We start from the raw sequence: 15,277 nt of genomic DNA, 5'->3' as shown, positions 1-15,277 counted from the left end.
CAGAGCCAGGGGCGCGACTGCGGCGTCCCTGCCACCATGGCCAAGATGTACGCCGCGGACGTGGCCGTGCGGGCCTGCGACCGCGCCATCCAGATCCACGGCGGCATGGGGCTCAGCAACGAGTGCGAGGTGGCCCGCTACTGGCGCCTGGCGCGGCTCTGGCAGATCGGGCCCATCACCAACGAGCAGTGCCGCAACATCATCGGCCAGCTGCACTGCGAGCTGCCGCGCTCGTACTGAGGAGGAGGCCGGCCGTGTACGACCCCGAGGTGCTCGCCGCCATCGCGGCCGCCCAGGCCGACTACGAGCGCCGGGTGGCGGAGATCCTGGGCCGGGCCGGGGGCCCCGAAGCCCCGCAGCGGACGCAGTCCGGGCTGCCGCTGCGCGCGCTCTACACACCGGCCGATGTCGCCGGGCTCGACTTCGCCGCCGACCTCGGCTTCCCGGGGGAGTTCCCGTACACGCGCGGGGTGCGCCCCACCGGCTACCAGACCAAGGAGTGGACGCGCCGCCAGGTGGTGGGGATCGGCACCGCCGAGGAGACGAACCAGCGGCTCCGCTATCTCATGAAGCAGGGGCAGACCGGCTTCTCCGTCTGCGGCATGGGCTACGCCAACTACGACTCCGACTCCGAGCATGCGCTGGGCTTCGTCGGGCGCGGCGGCGTCTGGATCGACACGCTGGCCGACATGGACACCTTGCTCGACGGCATCGACATGCGCGCGGTCACCATCAACCAGATCGGCAGCAGCATCCCGATCTTCGCCATGATCCTCACCGTGGCGGGAGCGCGCGGCATCCCGATCGGAGAGCTGCGCGGCACCATCCAGAACTGGGTGACCCCGGGCGGCGAGGGGGAGGCGCGGCGCGGGAACGGCAGCGTGGACATTCTGGAGTTCTGCACGCGCCACATGCCCCACTGGAACAACTCGAGCATCTCGGTGCGCAACACCCGCGACCAGGGGTGCACGGCCCCGCAGGAGGTGGCCTTCGGCTGCTTCCAGGGCGCCTACACGCTCCGGGCCGCGCTGGGCCGGGGGCTGGACCTGAACCAGGTGGCCTCGCGCCTCTCGTTCTTCCTCTCCGCCGAGAACGACTTCCTCGAGGAGGTCGCCAAGTATCGCGCCATGCGCCGGCTCTGGGCGCGCCTGGTGCGCGATCGCCTCGGCGCCACGGACCCGCGCGCCTGGACGTGCCGCTTCCACGTGCAGACCTCGGCCATCAACCTCACCCGCCAGCAGCCGCTCAACAACATCATCCGCTCCTCGCTCCACGCCCTCGCCGCGGCGCTGGGTGGCGCCCAGTCGATGTCGGTGAACTCCTTCGACGAGGTGCTCTCCATCCCCACGGCGGCGGCCGCCACGCTCTCGCTCCGGACGCAGCAGATCATCGCCTGCGAGAGCGGCGTCACGAAGGTGATGGACCCTCTCGGCGGCTCCTTCTGCATCGAGGCGCTCACCGCCGAGGTGGAGGCGGCGGCGCGCGCCCTGCTCGAGCGGTTCGAGGCCCTGCCCGACCGGGAGGCCTTCGACGCCATGGACGAGATGACGCAGGAGGAGGCCTTCCGCCGGCAGCAGGCCATCGACAGGGGAGAGATGAAGGTCGTGGGCGTCAACTGCTTCACCGACGGCCCCGAGGAGGATGCCGCCGGCCAGCCGCAGATCGAGGCGCTTCGCTACGACCCGGGCCATCGCGACAAGCAGATCCGCCGGCTCCGCGAGACCCGCGCGCGGCGCGACCCGCGGCGCGCCGAGGCCGCCGGCCGGCGACTCGCGGAGGCCTACCGCGCGAAGGAGAACATCGTCCCGCCCATGATCGAGGCGGTGGGAGCCTACCTCTCCATCGGCGAGATCTCGCGGATCCGGGAGGAGGCTCTCGGCGAGCCCTTCGTTCCCACCACCTGGAACTTCGGCCGATAGGGAGCCGGGCATGACGCGATCGATGCGGGTGCTGCTGGTGCAGGACTCCACGGGACACTCGACGGGGTACTCCGTGATCGCGCGGGGGCTCAGGGACGCCGGGATGGAGGCGGTGCTGGGCGGCGCTCTCATCCCGCGCGCCATCGCCCGCCTGGCCGTGGACGAGGCGGCGGATGCCATCGGGTATCGGATCATGGATGCCTCACCCGCCATCCTCGTCGAGCGGCTCATGGAGGAGCTGGCCCAGGTGGGGCTCACGGGTATCCCCGTGGTGGTGGGCGGCATCATCCCCGAGGAAGAGGTGCCGCGCCTCGAGGCCCTCGGCGTGGCCGGCATCTTCCAGCCCGGCGCCACGCTCGACAGCATCGCCACCTTCTTCCGCGACCTGGCCCAGCGCACCCCGCGCCAGGCCTGAGCCCCGCCCGGGGGGGCGGCCTCCAGTTGCAGCACCAGCTTGGACAGCGTCGCCTCCCGTCATCCGCAGGGCCCCTCCTCTGGCGACCTTCACTGGGCCGCTGGCGGCTCCCGTCCGCTCTTCATCGCCCCGCGGTCCCCCTGCCCAGCCCGTATTTCGGGAGACGGGCCGGCTCGGCACTTGCCCGAGTGCCGCCTGCCGGCTATAGTTGATTGACCCGGCACGAGAGGAGGGCCGTTCGCATGACCCCTTCGGGCTCGCTCGGACCAGCGGCATCCACGCTCCGGGCCGGGCGCGCGCGTGCGCTCATGATCTCTGACGCCTCGGCTCCCGAGGTGCCTGGGTCGCGCCTGCTCGACCGCGTTCCCCAAGGCCCCTGGCGCGGCGTGACGCCGGCCCGACCGTCGCCAGCCCCCCATGCTCTCCACCCCCCTTCTGAGTCGCGGCCCCGCTGCCCACCGGCCGGCCGGATGTCCGCATAGTGACGCGCCTGGCAGCGTTACCCAGCGCGTGCGCCAAGATACGCTGTGGGATCTCGCAGCCCATACGGGCGCGGCCACGCCGGCCAGATCGGGCGCAAGGTGGCGGAGAGCCGGCACCGGATGGGCACCAGATGCCTTGGTGGGCCGTCGGAACAAGCCGCCCGGCCTCGCAGCATCTTCCGGGATACGCAGACCAGCCTATCCCGAGCCCGAATTGTGGTTCAGCAGGTGTGTTCTCCCGCAAGCAGCGCCCGAGTTTGCCGGGTAACATTGCTGAGCAGGCGGAAAGAGGAGGGCCAATCCCTGAATGCCAAGAATCAAGGGCATCCCTGGACCATACCGGGTGTTCTTCACCAGCTTCGACTGTAACGAGCCGGCGCACGTGCACGTCGAGCGAGAGAACAGCACCTGCAAGTTCTGGCTCGAACCGATCGAGCTGGCTCGCAATCACGGCTTCAGCGCTCGGGAGCTGAATGCCATTCGCCGGCTCATCGACATCCGTCGCTCAGCGATTCTGGAGGCATGGCATGAACACTGTGGCTAGCACCGAGCCGCGCATCCAACACGTACAGGTCACCGAGGACGAGATCATCGCGCGTCTCGCAGACGGCCGAGTCATCAGCGTTCCATTGGCCTGGTCTTGGCGTCTGTCTGAGGCGACTCCCCAGCAACGAGCACACTTTCGTCTCATCGGCTCTGGTCAAGGTGTCCATTGGCCTGACATCGATGAGGACATCAGTGTCGAGGGCATGCTTCACGGCGTCCCAGCGCATCGGCCGAAATCGAAGGCCGCTCCGGAGCGAGGCGGTGTCGGCGGCGACCAGCGACCGCCGAACAAGCGCATTCAGCCGACGCGCGGCAAGCGTCGTGTCCAGGCCGGGGGTCGCGGCGCGCGCCGCTGATGCGCGGCGTTCGGCGCTAAGGTGGTCCGATGGTGACGTGGAAGGAGTTTGCCAAGGCCGCGCCCGATCTGGCCGACGTCGGTCGCTCGTTGCTCTTCCAGTTCAAGGTCGGGCTGGCCTTTCTTGCCACCGTCCGGAGGGACGGTGCGCCTCGTCTGCATCCCGTGTGCCCTGTCCTGTCCAGCGACCGTCTCTTTGTGCTCATCACGCCTACTTCTCCGAAGCGGCACGACCTGCTGCGGGACGGCAGGTACGCTCTTCAGACATTTCCGCAGCCGAAGGCCGGAAGCGACGAGTTCTTGATCGCCGGCAAGGCCGTCCTCGTTGACGATCCGGCACTTCGTGCCGAGATCCTTCGAGACGCCAGGCACATGGCCGATGCATCGGAGACCGCCTTCGAGCTCCTGATCGATCGCGTCATGCACACGAGGTGGGAGGACGTCCTGACCCCGCAGATGCGCTCGGTGCACAGGAAATGGCGCCCACCGGCGTAGGCCCAGCCGAGCTGATCTCGCTGCTCGGGAACTCGCCATGGCGAGGAAGTGGACCATGCCGCGTGAGACGCGGACCGCCGAACTACACGCTTCAACGGACCAGGGCTCGCGATGCTCGCCCCGGCTGCTGAGCGCAGACGTTGGGCAGCACGACAAACGGCTTCGGTCCGTGGCGCGGGGGCCATGCTAGACTATCAGCACCGGCATGAAGGTCATGGGCAAGATTGAGAAGATCGAGCAAGATGTGCAGGCGCTCTCTCCCGACGAGCTCGCCGCGTTCCGCGCTTGGTTTTTGGAATACGACTGGGCGGCGTGGGATCGCCAGCTCGAACGAGATGTCCAGAACGGCAAACTCGATGGCCTTGGTGAAAAGGCTCTTCGCGACCACGCAGCCGGGCAGACCACCCCTCTCTGACTCACCACGCGTCCGCCGACTTTTGGACCTGCTACCGGTCGCTTCCATCGGAGGTGCAGAAGCTCGCCGATCAAGCGTATGCGCATCTCGAGCAAGATCCGCGACATCCTTCGCTGCAGTTGAAGAAGGTTGGCCGCTTCTGGTCCGCTCGGGTCGGAGGTCACTACCGCGCGCTCGCGGTCGAGGCGACCGACGTCCTCGTGTGGTTCTGGATCGGCAGCCATGCAGACTACGATCGGCTGCTTGGCTAACATGCCTCGCGAGATTCACCACGGTATTGGCCGCCAGGATGGTGAGGAAGGTCGGGACCACCGCGGAGCCGTCGATCTCCGGATCGGCTTCCTCCACCTGATGGCCGAGCCCGGCGCAGAGATCGGCCGTCTCGCGGAGGACACGCAGGCAGGCCGCCTCGACGGGCGCGCCGTTCGGGGCGGCTGCGGTCCAGGCGATGCGGAGCCGGCCCGGATCGGCGCCGATCTCCTCGAGGAAGGGGCGTGCCGGAGGCGGGGCCGCGTAGGGATCGCCGGCGCCGGGGCCTGCGGTGACGTCGAGCAGCGCCGCGCTGTCCCGCACGCTCAGCGTGACGGCGTGCTCCGCGGAGCAGCCGCCGGCGCGCGGATCGAGCCGAAGCCGTCGGTGGCGTGCGCCATGGGGAGCATGCGCGCGCCGACGGCCGCCGCGGCACCGCCGCTGGAGCCGCCGGAGATGCGCGCGGGGTCCCACGGGTTGCGTGTGGGGCCGTGCAGTTGTGGCTCGCAGGTGAGGGACAGTCCCAGCTCGCAGGTGTTGGTGCGCGCGAAGATGACGAGTCCCGCCTGCTTGAGCCGGCGGACATGCTCGCTGTCGGCCGCCGGCGGGGGCGCATCGGCGAAGAAGCGCGAGCCGCGCGTCATGGGGACGCCTGCCAGCGAGGCCGTGAGGTCCTTGAGGAGATAGGGCACGCCGCGGAAGGGCCCGTCGGGCAGCCCCTCGGCGATCGCCCGGCGGGCGTGGTCGTAGCAGCGCAGCACCAGGGCGTTCACCCGGCCGTTGCGCGCCTCCACGCGCTCGATGGCCGCCTCGAGGAGCGCCGCCGGCTCCACCTTCCCCTGGCGCACCAGGGCGGCCAGGCCGACGGCGTCGTGCTGCTCGAAGTCGGCGAACCCCTGCATCAGTAGGGGAGCGACTCCCGTCCCATCAGCTCGCGGGCGACGATGACCTTCATCACCTCGGCGGTGCCGTCGCCGATCTCCAGGCCGATCACGTCCCGCATGCGCTGCTCGAAGGGCAACTCGTCCGTGTAGCCGTAATGGCCGTGGAGCAGCAGGCACTGGTGGATCGTCTCCACCGAGAGGCGGGGCCCCCACCACTTCACCATGGCCGATTCCTTGGTGTAGGGCTGCTGGTGGTCGGCGAGCCAGAGCGCCCGGTAGCAGAGGAGCCGCGCGGCGTCCACGTGGGTCGCGGCTTCCGCGATGGGGAAGGAGACGCCCTCGAAGGTCGCCAGCCGCTTGCCGAAGGCCTTGCGCTCCTTCACGTAGGCCATGGTCTCGTCGAGGGAGGCCTGCGCGGTGCCGAGGCAGCCGAGCGCGATGAGCACGCGGTTATAGTCGAAGCCCTGCATCACCTGGTAGAAGCCCGTGCCCTCCTTGCCCAGGCGGTGAGAGGCCGGGATGCGCACGTGGTCGAAGGCCAGCACCGCGCGCACCGCCGCATGCGAGCCCATGTCGCGCAAGGGGCTGCGGGAGACGCCCGGCCCGGCCAGCGGGACGAGGAAGGCGGTGACGCCGCGGGCCTTCGCGCGGGAATCGGTCTTGGCGAAGACGACGGCCGCCTGGGCCACCATGCCCAGCGTGATGCCGGACTTCTCGCCCGTGAGCACGTAGTCGCCGCCGTCCTTGTCGGCGCGGCAGACGAGGTTGGCCGCGTCCGAGCCGACGCTGGGCTCGGTGAGCGCCAGGGCGATGATCGCCTCCCCCCGGACGGCCGGCGGCAGCCAGCGCTGTTTCACCTCGTCGGTCCCGTTCTTCCCGATGATCTCCTCGGCCAGCCAGTTGAGCTGCAGCGGGTACCCGGCGGAGAAGTCGCCCCGGCAGATGTTCTCGATGACGATCCCGGCGGTGAGGAGATCGCCGTCCTGTCCGCCGTAGGCCGCCGGGGCCCGGAGCCCGAGGAGCCCCATCTCCCCCATTCGGCGCCACATGTCCCAGGGGGCCTCGCCGCTCTTGTCCCAGCGGGCGGAGTGCGGGGCCAGCTCCTTCCGGACAAAGACGCGGAGAGTGCGGATCAGCTCTTCCTGCTCGTCGGTGAAGGTGAAGTCCATAGACGTCCTCGCGGGCTACGCGACGTTGAAGACCGGCGCCCGTTTCTCGACGAAGGCCCGGAGGCCCTCGCCGGCATCCGCGGAGCGCATGTGGGCGGCCACGAGCTGGCGCTCCATCTCGAGCCCGCTCCCGAGATCGAAGTCGAAGGACCGGTTCACCAGCGTCTTGACGGTCCGGTTGGCCGAGGCGCTCTTGGCGGCCAGCTCGCGCGCCACGGCCTCCACGGCGGCGGCCACCGTCCCCGCCGGTGTCACGCGGGTGACGAGCCCCCACTCGAGACACTGGGATGCCGTGAGCCAGCCCCCGAGGAGCATGAGGTCCTTGGCGCGGCGGGCGCCGATGAGGCGGGGGAGGCGCTGGCTGCCGCCGCCGCCCGCCACGAGGCCGAAGTTCGCGTGCTGGTCGCCGAGGCGCGCCTCGGCGTCCATGACGGCGATATCGGCGCAGAGGACGAGCTCCAGCCCGCCGGCCAGGGCCAGCCCGTGCACACCCACCACGACGGGCATGGGCAGGGCCTCGATGCGGTTGAAGACGCGATGCCAGCTGCCCATGAACTGCGCCCACTTGACGGGGTCGGGGGAGAGGGCCTGCACGGCCTTGAGATCGGCCCCGGCGCAGAAGACACGGCCCGCCCCGGTGAGCGCCACGGCGCGCACGCCCGGGTCGGCCTCCACGGTCGCGCAGACGTGCCAGAGGTCCTCCAGCAGCTGGGGGCTGATGGCGTTGAGCTGCTCGGGCCGGTTGAGCACGACGCGGGCGATGCCCTCGCCCACGTCCAGGGTCACGGTGGAGAGCGCCATGGCACTGTCCTCACATCATGGTGTAGCCACCGCTCACGGAAAGCGTCTGGCCGGTGACGAAGCTGGCGGCATCGGAGGCCAGAAAGACCACGGCGTTGGCCACGTCCTCGGGCCGGCCGATGCGCCGGAGCGGGTAGGCCTTGGCGATCCGGGCCCGCATCTCGGGGGTGCTGAAGGCGCGGTTGGTCTCGGAGGCCCACATGCTGAGGCCGCCGATCTCCTCGTCGGAGTCCGGCATCGTCATCCCCGGGCAGACGACGTTCAGGCGGATCCCGTGGCGGCCCACCTCGCGGGACAGGCTCTTGGTGAGCGCGATGACGCCCGCCTTGCAGGCCCCGTACACGGCCTCGCGGAACTCGCCCATGCGCCCGGCATCCGACCCCATGCTCACGATGACCCCCGCCTTCCTGGCGATCATACCGTCGAGCACGGCGCGCGTGCAGTTGATCATCCCCCAGAGGTTGAGCTGCACCTCCTTCTCCCACTCGGCCCGCTCCTTCTCCACGAAGAGCCGGTCCACCGTCCAGCCGACGTTGTTGACGAGGACGTCCACCGAGCTCCTGCGCTCCTCCACCGCCCGCACCAGGGCCTGCACCTCCGCGGGCTTCGTGACGTCGGTGCGGATCACGGTGGCAGAGGCCGCGCCGGCCTTCTCCGCCTCGGCGGCCGTCTTCTTGCCCTGGCCCTCGTCGATCTCGGCGATGGTGAGGTGCACGCCCTCCCGGGCGAAGGCGAGGCTGATGGCGCGGCCGATGTTGGAGCCGCCGCCGGTGACGATGACGCTCTTGCCTGCGAGGTTGAGGTTCATTGGGTCACCTGACTGTGGATGACTTCGGGTTGCGGTTCGGCCTCTTCGGCCCTTCGGGCCTGGTGCATCCGGTCAACCGTTCACCTTGCCGGGCTGCTGGGTGAGGAGCTGGCGGAGGCGGTACTTCTGGATCTTCCCGCTGGGGGTCATGGGGAACTCGGAGACGATCTCGAGCCGCTCCGGGAACTTGTGCCGCGCCACGTGCTGGGCATCGAGGTGCGCCACGAGCTCCGCGAGGGTGACGGACTGGCCCGGCTTGGGGATCACGAAGGCACAGGCCCGCTCCTGCAGCCGCGGATCCGGCATCCCCACGATGGCCACCCCGGCGACCTTGGGATGGGCGAAGAGGAGGTTTTCCACCTCCACGACGGGGATGTTCTCGCCGCCGCGGATGATGATGTCCTTCGAGCGCCCGGTGATCGAGACGTAGCCGTCGCGGTCCAGCGTGGCCCGGTCGCCCGTCCTGAACCAGCCATCGGCCGTGTAGGCCTCGGCCGTGTAGGCCGGCCGCTTGAAGTAGCCGACGAACTGCGCCGAGCCGCGGGCCAGCAGGTCGCCCTCGGTCCCCGGCGGCACGTCGGGCCCGTCGCCGTCCACCACGCGTAGCTCCATCCCCGGCAGCGGCTGGCCGTCGGTGCCGAAGACCTTCTCCTCCGGGTCGTCGAGGCCGTTGCTCGTGACGAGCCCGTTCTCGGTCATCCCCCAGCCGGCGGAGATGGCGCAGCGCAGCCGCTGCCGGGCGTCCTTGACGAGCTGGCGCGGGATGGAGGCGCCGGCGCAGATGAACAGGCGGAGCGTCGAGAGATCGCGGGTCGTGGGTGTGTAGGTGAGGTCCTGGAGGAAGGGCGTGGCGCCCATGGTGAAGGTCACCCGCTCCGCCTCGATGAGCCGCGCCGCCTCCTCGGGCTTCCAGACGTCGAGCCACACGGCCGTGAGCCCCAGCAGCATGTTGAGGCAGTAGCCGTAGAGGTAGCCTGTCTGGTGCCCGAGCGTCGAGGACATGAGGATCACGTCGCGCTCGGTGAAGGCCAGCCGCTCGCTGAGCGGGTACATGGTCGAGAGCACGGTGTTCGGGGTGTGGATCACGCCCTTGGGCTCGCCGGTGGTCCCGGAGGTGAAGATGACCTCGTGCGGCGTGTTCGGATCGCTGCCCGGCAGCGGGCCCCGGCCCTCGCGCGCCTCCCAGGCCGTGTCCGTGAGGGCGGCGAAGGGCTGCATCCCCGGGCCGGGCTCCCCGCGGGCCACGAAGACGTGGCGGAGCCGCGGCGTCTCGGGGCGGAGCCCGGTGATCATCTCGACGTAGCTGAAACCGCGGAAGACGGCCGGGATCACGAGCACGTGGCTCTCCAGCAGGTTCAGCATGAAGCGTAGCTCGCTGGCCCGGTAGGTGGGGGGGATCGGGTTCACGACGGCGCCCAGCCGGCTGGCGGCCAGGAACATCAGGACGAACTCGTTCCAGTTGGGAAGCTGGCAGGAGATGACGCTGCCGCGCTCCACGCCGTGGGCGCGGAGGCCGTGGGCGACGCGCTCGACGGCGCGGGCCAGCCCGGCCCACGTGTAGCGGCCCACCAGGTCCACCAGGGCCGTCTTGTCCGGCCGGGCGGTCGCCCAGCGGTCGAGATAGGCCTCGAGGGTCTCGTTGCGCCACAGCCCCTTCGCGAGCGACTCCCGGGTCCGGGCCTCGGTCAGCGTGGTCTCGATATCAGTGGGGCTCATGGCGTGACGTCGTCCCTGCTCTCGTGCGGGATCTGGCTGCGCATCCTCATACCTCCCGTGCGGGGGGGGGCCGCCTCGTCGCGCCCGCGCCGCGCCCGCGGCACGGGACCGCGGGCCGAGGGTAGTCGAAGCGCGCCCCGCCCGTCAAGACAAGGCATCAGCGCCCCCAATTTCCCCTTTTCTTCGCTGCCCGAAGTGTGGACTATGGAGCCGTGTCGGACCCACCCCCGCGGGCGCGGCCGCCGATTTCCCTCTGCAACGGAGGCCCGGTATGGAATTCGAGTACTCGAGGCGGACCAAGGAGTACCTGGAGCAGATCAAGGACTTCATGGGCAAGTACATCTACCCCGCCGAGACGACCTTCTACGAGCAGCTCCGCTCGGGGGCGACGCGCTGGCAGATACCGCCCATCATGGAGGAGCTGAAGGCCCGCGCCCGGGAGCGCGGGCTCTGGAACCTGTTCCTGCCCGAGAGTCAGCGCGGGGCGGGGCTCACCAACCTCGAGTATGCCCCGCTCTGCGAGCTCATGGGCCGCTCGCCCATCGGCCCGGAGGCCTTCAACTGCTCGGCGCCGGACACGGGCAACATGGAGGTGCTGGAGCGCTACGGCACGCCGGAGCAGAAGAAGCAGTGGCTCGCGCCCTTGCTCGAGGGCAAGATCCGCTCCGCCTTCGCCATGACGGAGCCGAAGGTCGCCTCCTCGGACGCCACCAACATCGAGGCCTCGATCGTCCGGGACGGCGACCAGTACGTGATCAACGGCCACAAATGGTGGACCTCGGGCATCGGCGACCCGCGCTGCAAGGTCCTCATCCTCATGGGCAAGACGGACCCCAAGAACCCCGACAAGTACAAGCAGCAGTCGCAGATCCTCGTGCCGCGGGACGCCCCCGGTGTCAAGGTCATCCGCATGCTCACCGTGTTCGGCTACGACGATGCCCCCCACGGTCACGGCGAGGTGGTCTTCGAGAACGTCCGGGTGCCGGTGTCGAACATGATCCTGGGCGAGGGGCGGGGTTTCGAGATCGCCCAGGGACGGCTCGGGCCGGGGCGCATCCACCACTGCATGCGCCAGATCGGCGTGGCCGAGCGCGCCCTGGAGGCGATGTGCACGCGGGCGATGTCGCGGGTGGCCTTCGGCAAGCGGCTGGCGGAGAACGACATCACACTGGAGCGCATTGCCCAGTCGCGGATCGAGATCGACCAGGCGCGGCTCCTGGTCCTCAACGCGGCCTACATGATGGACACGGTGGGAAACAAGGCGGCCAAGCAGGCCATCGCCGAGATCAAGGTCGCGGTGCCCAACATGACGCTCGGCGTGGTGGACCGCGCCATGCAGCTGCATGGCGGCGGCGGCGTGAGCCAGGAGTTCCCGCTGGCCACCATGTGGGCGCACTCGCGCACGCTGCGCTTCGCCGATGGCCCTGACGAGGTGCATCGCCGCCAGATCGGCCGCCTGGAGCTCCGCAAGCACATGTAGAGGGGGCCGCGCATGACAGCCAGGGAAATCACGATCGACCTCGCGATCCGCTACGGCTTCCAGCTCCTGGGTGCGCTCGTCATCCTGGCGGTGGGCTGGCTCGTGGCCCGCTGGGTGGGCAACCTCACGGGGCGCTGGCTCGAGCAGCGGCGGATGGAGCCGCCGGCTCGGAAGCTCCTGGTGCACCTGGTGCGGATCGTCGTGCTTGTCTTCGCGATGGTGGTGGCGCTGGACAAGTTCGGCTTCCAGGTGGCCCCGCTGGTGGCCGGCATCGGGGTGGCCGGGCTCGGCATCGGCTTCGCCCTGCAGGGCGTGCTGAGCAACCTGGTGGCGGGGCTCACCATCATCTTCACCAAGCCCTTCCGGGTGGGGGAGTACGTCGAGGTGCTGGGCGTGCACGGACAGGTGAGCGCCATCGAGCTCTCCACCACGACGCTCGCCCAGGTGGACCAGTCGCGCGTGGTCATCCCGAATCGGAAGATCGTCGGCGAGATCCTGCACAACTACGGGCGAATCCGCCAGCTCCACCTGAGTGTCGGGGTGGCCTACGGGACCGATCTCGAGCGAGCGCTGGCTGCGGCACGGGCGGAGGTCGAGGCGGACCCGCGGGTGCTGAAAGACCCCGCGCCCGTGATCGGAGTCGCCGCGCTGGCCGACTCCGCCATCACGCTGGCAGTGCGACCGTGGGTGTCCGTGGACGATTGCGTCGCCGCGGAGGCCGCGCTGTACCAGGCCCTGGTCGAGCGCTTCCGGACGGGCGGGATCGAGATCCCGTTCCCCCAGTGCGAGGTGCGGATGGTCCAGGCGCAGTAGTCCGCGGCGACCCCGCGGGCCCCTCGCCGGGCTGCGGCTACTCCTCGGCGATGGAGAACTCCACGCGCCCCGCCTCTTCTCGCGCGTGCGGACGCTGCCCCACGGCCTCGAAGCGGTCCGGGGCCGCGCACGGCTCTCGCGCCGCCCGGCTTATCGTCCGAAGAGGAAGCGGCGCGCCTCCTCGTTCTGCGGCGCCAGCTCGAGCACGCGCCGGAAGGCGCCGAGCGCTTCGGCCCGCTCACCCGAGCCCCAGTAGGCCTTGCCGAGGTCAAGGTAGGCCGCGACGTTGGCCGGATCCTGGCGCACGTACTCGCGCAGCAGGCTCGTCGCCCCCCGATACTCCCCGCGCGCGAGCGCCTGGCGGCCGCCCTCGAGCAGGCCCTGCACCAGTTGCGAGCGGGTGGCGGGGTCGCTCGCCCGCCCCAGTCCCTCGACCAGGACACGGGCGGCTTCGCCCCAGTTCCCGAGGCCCAGGAAGGCGCGGCCCGCATTGAGATAGCCCTGCGCGTCCGCGGGCCGCAGCTTGATGTACTCGACGAAGTGGGACGCGGCATCGCCGAAGGCCCGCCGCTGGAGGGCGGCCGTCCCGGCGCCGAGGAGAGCCTCGCCCAGCGTCGTCAGCGTCTCGCTTTCTCGCGGCGCCATCTCGAACACCTTGCGGGCATGGGTCAGGGCCTGGCCCCACTCGGCCTTGCCGATATACGCCTGGGCGCCGTAGAGGTACGCTCGCCACTGAGTCGGATCGCGGCGGATCACCTCGGCGACCCGGATGAGGGCCTCGTCCCACTTCTTGGCGGTGAGCAGCTCCTTGATCTTGTTGAGCAGCGACTCGATGGTCTCGACGAGACCCATGGTGGCGCAGCCCGCGGACAGGGCCACCACCACCAGGACCACGACGGCGACGACCTTCCCCGATCGCGACCTCACCGATTGCCCCTACTGGACCTGGAAGGTGGTGATCCCGCGGGAGAGCCGGTCACCCGCCGTGACGGTGGTGGTCACCTCGTAGAGCCCGCGGCCCGCGGTGCGCGGCAAGGCCACCGGCAGAGCGCTGGTGAAGCTGCCGCCCTGGCGCTGGAAATCCGTGGTGGGGTTCGCCACGAGGGTGCCATTGTGCCGCACCTCGCGTGTCTCCCGCACGGCGACGGCGCGGTCGGCCTGGGGGAGGAGCACGGTATAGGTCACGAGGAGATTGACGGTGCCGCCCACGCTCACCGGGTTCGGCGTGACCTGCACCTGCTCGACGCGCACCAGATTGCCCTGGGCGGGATTGTAGCCGGTGGCGGCCACGGCCTGCGCCCGCGTACGGTCCTGGCGATCGAGGTAGTGGCCGATCGCCCCGCCCGCCAGGCCACCCAGAAGGCCGCCCACCACCACGCCCGTGGTATTGCGGCCGATGAGACCTCCCAGCAGCGCCCCCGCCGCGACGCCCGCCCCGGCGCCCACCGCGGCTTTCGGGTGCTCCTGGATGGTCTCGCACCCCGACAGGCCGAGCGTCAGCGCCAGGACCACGACCATGAGGCTTGCCGTCACGCGCATGAGGTGTCCTCCTCCGTCCGCTGGCCCGGGCTTCGGCTGCGCCTCACCGAGGTGCTGCCGCGAGGGCCGGGCACGTGCGGCGGCTAGCGGTCGATGCTGAACTTGATGGGCGCCGCGGTGGCCCGGGTGCCGACAGGGGCCCCGCCGGCAGCGCGCGTCTCGCGGCCAGTGAACAGCTCCACCTCGGTGCGCCAGAACGATACCGGGCGCACCGTGGTGACGGTCTCCTCCCATTGCTCCTGGTCCCCCGGGCGCGGGGTGGCGACGAGCTGCCGGAGCACCAGGCCATTGGCCACCGGCGCCAGCACCTCGATGACCCGCACCCGCTCGCCGCGGAGGTTCTGGTACTCGATGCCACGCGCCGCCGGCCGCTCCAGCTTGGCCGCCTCGGCGTAGTTGCCGGCGAACCAGTGGGCCTGCGCGGGAGCGAAGTCGGGGGTCTCGGCCGTCACCCGCACCGCGCCCGCGGGCCGCACGGCGAGGAGGTCCGGCAGCGACCGGCCGAGCTGCCGTGCCGCCGTCTCGTCGAGCCGTCGGGGAATCTCTCCGTACGGGGCCGGCGAGGCGGCGGCGGACGAGAACACCTCCACGCTCAGCGTGCCGTCCGGGCGCTGCCGATAGAGGCGGTACGTGCCCGGCGCCGGCGTATCGATGAAGGCCTCGATGCGGCCGTCTCCGTCGGCGTCGAGCAGGCCCACCTGGGCCCCCGAGCCCTCGGGCATCTGCGCGGCCACCTCGCGCGCCACGTCGACGGCGCTCTGCCCGCGCAGAGGAAGCAGCGGCACCACCCCGGCCTGTCCTTCCTTGGCGCCCAGCTCCTTCTGGCGGATGCGCACCGCCTCATCGTGCGCGGCCATCATGTCCGTACAGCGCAGCCTGTCGGTATCGCTGGCCGGCCGGGCCGGCGCGGGCGCCTGGACCGGCGCGGGGGCGGCGCCGGCTGCGGGCAGGCTCGCCAGCTCCTGGTCGAGCCGTGTCCGCTCCGCGTCGAGAGCGGTGATCTGCGCCTGATATTGCCCGACCCGGCTGAAGTCGAAGCGCGCCAGCGCCCCCAGCCGCCCGTCTTCCGCCTGCTGGCGCTCGACGCGGATGCGCTCGAGGCGCGCGCGGATCTCGTCGCCCCGGCCGGCGGGGGCCGCCGCCGGCGCTTGCGCCGCGACGGGAGCCGGCTGCGCCTGCGTGGCGGCCGCC

18 protein-coding genes are annotated in these 15,277 nt (G+C 70.6%); 10 read left to right on the top strand and 8 right to left on the bottom strand.

The features are described 5' to 3' along the window. The 8 genes from HYV93_14230 to HYV93_14195 form a co-directional block, all read left to right on the top strand. A partial coding sequence (locus HYV93_14230) for an acyl-CoA/acyl-ACP dehydrogenase (protein ID MBI2527127.1) occupies positions 1-240 on the top strand: 240 nt, incomplete at its 5' end. A 14-nt stretch (positions 241-254) separates the two neighbouring features. Continuing rightward, a complete protein-coding gene (locus tag HYV93_14225; protein ID MBI2527126.1) occupies positions 255-1,919 on the top strand; it encodes a methylmalonyl-CoA mutase in 1,665 nt (554 codons plus the stop codon). 10 nt (positions 1,920-1,929) lie between these two features. Further along, entirely contained in the window at positions 1,930-2,334 is a 405-nt protein-coding gene (locus HYV93_14220; protein MBI2527125.1) for a cobalamin B12-binding domain-containing protein, read from the top strand. A 789-nt stretch (positions 2,335-3,123) separates the two neighbouring features. Next, positions 3,124-3,360 (top strand): DUF4160 domain-containing protein, encoded by a 237-nt coding sequence (locus HYV93_14215; protein MBI2527124.1) that lies wholly within the window; start codon positions 3,124-3,126, stop codon positions 3,358-3,360. Next, positions 3,344-3,718, top strand: a complete 375-nt coding sequence (locus HYV93_14210; GenBank protein MBI2527123.1) for a DUF2442 domain-containing protein — start codon at positions 3,344-3,346, stop codon at positions 3,716-3,718. The genes HYV93_14215 and HYV93_14210 overlap by 17 nt, the downstream gene beginning before the upstream one ends. A gap of 29 nt (positions 3,719-3,747) precedes the next feature. Beyond that, on the top strand, positions 3,748-4,212 hold the full coding sequence (locus HYV93_14205) for a pyridoxamine 5'-phosphate oxidase family protein (protein MBI2527122.1): 465 nt from the start codon (positions 3,748-3,750) through the stop codon (positions 4,210-4,212). 214 nt (positions 4,213-4,426) lie between these two features. Then, the gene (locus HYV93_14200; GenBank protein ID MBI2527121.1) at positions 4,427-4,627 is read left to right on the top strand and encodes a hypothetical protein; all 201 of its coding nucleotides are present in this window, start codon (positions 4,427-4,429) and stop codon (positions 4,625-4,627) included. Further along, positions 4,624-4,878 carry a hypothetical protein gene (locus HYV93_14195; GenBank protein MBI2527120.1) on the top strand — a complete coding sequence of 85 codons (255 nt, stop codon included), beginning with the start codon at positions 4,624-4,626 and terminating at the stop codon, positions 4,876-4,878. The genes HYV93_14200 and HYV93_14195 overlap by 4 nt, the downstream gene beginning before the upstream one ends. Positions 4,879-5,202: 324 nt before the next feature. Here the strand turns inward: HYV93_14195 and HYV93_14190 are convergent, their stop codons facing one another. The 5 genes from HYV93_14190 to HYV93_14170 form a co-directional block, all read right to left on the bottom strand. Then, the gene (locus HYV93_14190; GenBank protein MBI2527119.1) at positions 5,203-5,778 is read right to left on the bottom strand and encodes an amidase; all 576 of its coding nucleotides are present in this window, start codon (positions 5,776-5,778) and stop codon (positions 5,203-5,205) included. Next, positions 5,778-6,929, bottom strand: coding sequence for an acyl-CoA dehydrogenase family protein (locus HYV93_14185; GenBank protein MBI2527118.1), 1,152 nt, complete (start codon positions 6,927-6,929; stop codon positions 5,778-5,780). The genes HYV93_14190 and HYV93_14185 overlap by 1 nt, the downstream gene beginning before the upstream one ends. A gap of 15 nt (positions 6,930-6,944) precedes the next feature. Then, positions 6,945-7,730 (bottom strand): enoyl-CoA hydratase/isomerase family protein, encoded by a 786-nt coding sequence (locus HYV93_14180; GenBank protein MBI2527117.1) that lies wholly within the window; start codon positions 7,728-7,730, stop codon positions 6,945-6,947. A 10-nt stretch (positions 7,731-7,740) separates the two neighbouring features. Next, entirely contained in the window at positions 7,741-8,538 is a 798-nt protein-coding gene (locus tag HYV93_14175) for an SDR family oxidoreductase (GenBank protein MBI2527116.1), read from the bottom strand. A gap of 72 nt (positions 8,539-8,610) precedes the next feature. After that, positions 8,611-10,254 carry an AMP-binding protein gene (locus tag HYV93_14170; GenBank protein ID MBI2527115.1) on the bottom strand — a complete coding sequence of 548 codons (1,644 nt, stop codon included), beginning with the start codon at positions 10,252-10,254 and terminating at the stop codon, positions 8,611-8,613. Positions 10,255-10,525: 271 nt separating this feature from the next. Here HYV93_14170 and HYV93_14165 point away from each other — a divergent pair, with 271 nt between their 5' ends. Further along, complete coding sequence (locus HYV93_14165) at positions 10,526-11,734, top strand: acyl-CoA dehydrogenase family protein (protein ID MBI2527114.1); 1,209 nt, start codon at positions 10,526-10,528, stop codon at positions 11,732-11,734. Positions 11,735-11,746: 12 nt separating this feature from the next. Beyond that, positions 11,747-12,547: a mechanosensitive ion channel gene (locus HYV93_14160; GenBank protein ID MBI2527113.1), complete on the top strand. Its 801-nt coding sequence runs from the start codon at positions 11,747-11,749 to the stop codon at positions 12,545-12,547. 150 nt (positions 12,548-12,697) lie between these two features. Here HYV93_14160 and HYV93_14155 read toward each other — a convergent pair whose 3' ends face one another. From HYV93_14155 to HYV93_14145, 3 genes are all read right to left on the bottom strand, one after another. Then, positions 12,698-13,474: a tetratricopeptide repeat protein gene (locus HYV93_14155; protein ID MBI2527112.1), complete on the bottom strand. Its 777-nt coding sequence runs from the start codon at positions 13,472-13,474 to the stop codon at positions 12,698-12,700. Positions 13,475-13,483: 9 nt separating this feature from the next. Beyond that, entirely contained in the window at positions 13,484-14,086 is a 603-nt protein-coding gene (locus HYV93_14150) for a hypothetical protein (protein MBI2527111.1), read from the bottom strand. Positions 14,087-14,169: 83 nt separating this feature from the next. Then, positions 14,170-15,277: hypothetical protein (locus HYV93_14145; protein MBI2527110.1), on the bottom strand; the 1,108-nt coding region annotated here is incomplete at its 5' end.

The sequence above is a fragment of the Candidatus Rokuibacteriota bacterium genome (assembly GCA_016188005.1).
Lineage (GTDB): Bacteria > Methylomirabilota > Methylomirabilia > Rokubacteriales > CSP1-6 > UBA12499.
This window is presented reverse-complemented; position numbering and strand designations above follow the sequence as displayed.